This is a genomic window from Paenisporosarcina sp. (assembly GCF_049671445.1).
Lineage (GTDB): Bacteria > Bacillota > Bacilli > Bacillales_A > Planococcaceae > Paenisporosarcina.
Genome location: NZ_JBATUX010000104.1, coordinates 1 through 2924, shown reverse-complemented (window position 1 = coordinate 2924; position 2924 = coordinate 1). Strand labels below are relative to the sequence as shown.

At 37.6% G+C, this 2924-nt stretch carries 5 protein-coding genes; 1 reads left to right on the top strand and 4 read right to left on the bottom strand.

What is annotated here, in order from left to right; translation table 11 throughout:
- Positions 1-105: 105 nt before the first annotated feature.
- On the bottom strand, positions 106-882 hold the full coding sequence (locus tag WBG45_RS12655; RefSeq protein ID WP_424415075.1) for a TrmH family RNA methyltransferase: 777 nt from the start codon (positions 880-882) through the stop codon (positions 106-108).
- A gap of 92 nt (positions 883-974) precedes the next feature.
- Between WBG45_RS12655 and sspI the strand changes: the two genes are divergently transcribed.
- Positions 975-1184 (top strand): small acid-soluble spore protein SspI, encoded by a 210-nt coding sequence (gene sspI, locus WBG45_RS12650; protein WP_024534275.1) that lies wholly within the window; start codon positions 975-977, stop codon positions 1182-1184.
- Between the two features lie 34 nt (positions 1185-1218).
- Here sspI and WBG45_RS12645 read toward each other — a convergent pair whose 3' ends face one another.
- From WBG45_RS12645 to WBG45_RS12635, 3 genes are read right to left on the bottom strand one after another with little or no spacing between them, the layout of a single operon-like run.
- Positions 1219-1665, bottom strand: a complete 447-nt coding sequence (locus WBG45_RS12645; protein ID WP_424415072.1) for a small multi-drug export protein — start codon at positions 1663-1665, stop codon at positions 1219-1221.
- On the bottom strand, positions 1665-2168 hold the full coding sequence (locus WBG45_RS12640; protein ID WP_424415070.1) for a hypothetical protein: 504 nt from the start codon (positions 2166-2168) through the stop codon (positions 1665-1667). Before WBG45_RS12640 ends, WBG45_RS12645 begins: the two co-directional genes overlap by 1 nt.
- Complete coding sequence (locus WBG45_RS12635) at positions 2165-2374, bottom strand: helix-turn-helix transcriptional regulator (RefSeq protein WP_424415068.1); 210 nt, start codon at positions 2372-2374, stop codon at positions 2165-2167. Before WBG45_RS12635 ends, WBG45_RS12640 begins: the two co-directional genes overlap by 4 nt.
- Between the last annotated feature and the right edge of the window lie 550 nt (positions 2375-2924).

Sequence of the window (2924 nt, the reverse complement as noted above, 5' to 3'; positions counted from 1 at the left end):
GTCTAGATGCAAACTTCCTGGATAAAAGGGTTTCATGTACTCTTCCCGGTCATAGCTTTTAATGTATCAAATTACTATCTATTATACTCGGAATTCAAATTTTCATCAAGATTCATTTTCTGTATGAACTAATGTATATAGAAGAATTCCTGTAGCAACTGCTACATTTAAAGATTCGGCTTGTCCGAATAACGGGATTTTCAAATTCATATCCGTTTGCACGAGAAGCTCAGGTGATAATCCACTACCTTCATTGCCCATAATTAAAGCAAATTGCGATTGTGATTCTACATGATTGTAAGAAACCGAATCGTCTAAAGAAGTACCATAGACTGCTATACCTTTATTTTTAAACGTTTGTAACCATTCTGATAAATCACCTTTTAAGATAGGAATATGAAAATGAGAACCTTGACCCGAACGAACAGTTTTAGGATTATAAGCATCTGCTGAACCTTTTCCTAAAATAACTGCATCTAGACCAGCCGCATCCGCAGTACGAATCATCGTCCCAACGTTGCCCGGATCTTGAACTGCATCTACCATCAAGATTTTCGTCCATTTTTGTTGCTCTTTTTGAGTAGTTTTAGGTTGAATACAATGAGCGTAGATGCCTTGTGAATATTCAGTTTCAGCAATTTCTTTGGCAATTTCCATCGTTACTTCAACCATACTCACATCTTCAAGGTTCCAGTCTGAAGGAATCTTCATTCCTTCTCTAACAATAAGTGTCAGAACCCACGATTTATCTTTTAAAGCTTCTTCTACTAAATGGAATCCTTCTACTAAAAATTCTCCTGATTTGTCACGGTCTTTTCGAACAGTAACAAGTTTTTTCCAATGTTTCACTTGAGCATTTTGTGAGGATTCAATGCGTTTCATTTGTATTTGTACCACCTTTTTCTTTAAGTGTACCAAATTCATGTATAAGTGGCGAGGACAGCGGACAAAATGAGGTGTGAGGAGGCGAGATTATGAACTTTCAAATTCGAGATGCGATTACGGCCAACATGATTGGCAACGACGCTTCACAAATTCGTGACGTCGTTGAGGATGCGATTAAACGTGGAGAAGAGCACTTACTCCCAGGACTTGGTGTGTTTTTTGAAAAATGGTGGCAAACTGCTCCAGAACCTGAAAAAGAATCGGTATTGAAACACTTAGAACAATCATTTCAAGGATAGGAAAAGTCTCCGTTTGCAACGGAGACTTTTTGTTTTATATATCACGCACAAAGAAATCAAATCCAAGAGCTGTTAGTACACCAAAAGCGATTGCCCACAGTGCGATGCTAATCACCGACCAAATAGTCGTCTGTCTTTTGCTTGCACCAAGCGTCATCCCAATGAATGCTGCAATATGAGTGCCAATTAATATCGGTCCGAGCAACAGCATTCCAGGAAGTCCATATTTATTCCATATCTTTTTCGCACGCTCACTGCGCTTGGATTCTTTTTGTTCTTTACCCTCTCTTCGCTTAGAAAGCCACGATTTAAATCGATCGAATCCGATGATTAAAGCCATTACTGTAACCATATTCCCAATGAATCCTACTATAACTACCCAAAAAGGATTTAATCCTGTAATTATGCCAAGTGGGATGACAAGTGCCATTTCAAACCAGGGAATAGCAGCCCCTAAAAATACTAAAAAATATTCAAACATTATGATTCTTCATCCTCCTTTAGATGTTTCCTGATTTCAAGGTAGTAAATTAAGTACTGCATTAATGCTAAAAATAGGATCCCAATAATCACCCAAAATCTTGGTAGCTCAAATATCATAAAAATTACAGCAAAGAATGGGAGAGCCCATACGAAAAATGTATATACTTTTTGTGCTGCTCTTCTTGTGATGTGCGTCATGCCCTCATCTTGCTCTAAAAATTCTATGGGTTTAATTTGCCACATTGATAGTTTTTGATCTGGATGTTGTTTATTATGAATAGAGATTTTTCGTGTGAATATAAGTCCAGCGATCAATGAAATGAAAAGCGCTCCAAGCAAGAAGATTGACTCTACAGGATTAAACTCTAAAGAATAACTAAATCCTTCAGAGTTATGATTGAATTCTTTAGAGACTCCAATGATACTAAATGCCACAAAACCAAACAATACGATAAATGCCATTTGCCATAATGGGTATTGTACTCGAATATCTTTTTTCATTTTGATTTCTCCCCTTTCAACCAAAATAACTCATCTACTTTTATTTCGAACTCCCTCGCAATTTTCAAAGACAACGTAATCGATGGTGAAAACTCCCCTTTTTCGATGAAGCCTATGGTTTGCCTTGTTACCCCTACTCGTTCAGCTAACTCCCCTTGCGAAAATCCAAACCGTGCACGCAGTTCTTTAACTCGGTTATGGAGCATATTGTTCATCACTCCTTCATGTTAAGTATTATATTCTTAATGTATACTATTCTTAACATAATGTAAATAATACTTAACTTTTTAATGAAAAAATTTTCCAAGCAAAAAGTTCCCGAGAGATTACCGAGGCCACTGAAAAACTTGCTTTAAAAGATCCATTCGTAGGTCAGAATAAAAAAAAGGCGAGATTTCGTTTGATTCTGAACGAAATCTCGCCTTACCTTGTGTTTTTTTATGTTGATTCCTTCATTAAGATCAGTATTCGTTTGAGATTAACCGCAAATATGGCCATGGCACCTTGCATTTACATACCAAAAATGACGCCACATCATATCCATGTCTATGTTTACTTTAATTATACAAGAGCTATTACCTAAAAAGCTTATTTTAATTTAAAAAGTGATTGGAGTGAAAGGCGGCGACTCCAGCGGGAAAAGCGTGTCCAGGTGAGACCCCACAGACGCTTGCGTCGAGGAGGCTCACGGACCGCCCGCGGAAAGCGTCCGACTGTAACGAAAATCACTCAGTCTTTTTAACCGTGCGATTAAAA